The organism is Streptomyces sp. O3, assembly GCF_054788135.1.
On record NZ_JBTVYK010000159.1, the window covers coordinates 1 to 320 of the forward strand.

The window sequence follows — 320 nt, forward strand, 5'->3', positions numbered from 1 at the left end:
CCGGCCAGCGACTGCGGCTGGTTGGCGACGATCCCGACCACCCGCCCGTCCAGGCGGGCCAGGGCGCACACGATGTTCCGCGCCCAGCGCTCGTGGATCTCCAGGTAATCGCCGTCGTCGACCAGCTCCTCTATCACCCGATGCATGTCGTACGGGCGGTTGCCGTCCGCCGGTACGAGGTCGAGCAGGTTGTCCGAGCGGCGGTCGGCCGGGTCGTCCGACGGCGCCACGGGCGGGTTCTGGCGGTTGTTGGAGGGGAGCATCGAGAGCAGGTAGCGGACTTCGGCGAGGCAGGTCTCCTCGTCGTCGTACGCGAAGTG

General features: G+C 69.7%; 1 protein-coding gene. It reads right to left on the reverse strand.

What is annotated here, in order from left to right; genetic code table 11:
- The coding region (locus tag ACX6XY_RS30150; RefSeq protein ID WP_460337825.1) for a carboxyl transferase domain-containing protein at positions 1 to 320 on the reverse strand (320 nt) is incomplete at both ends.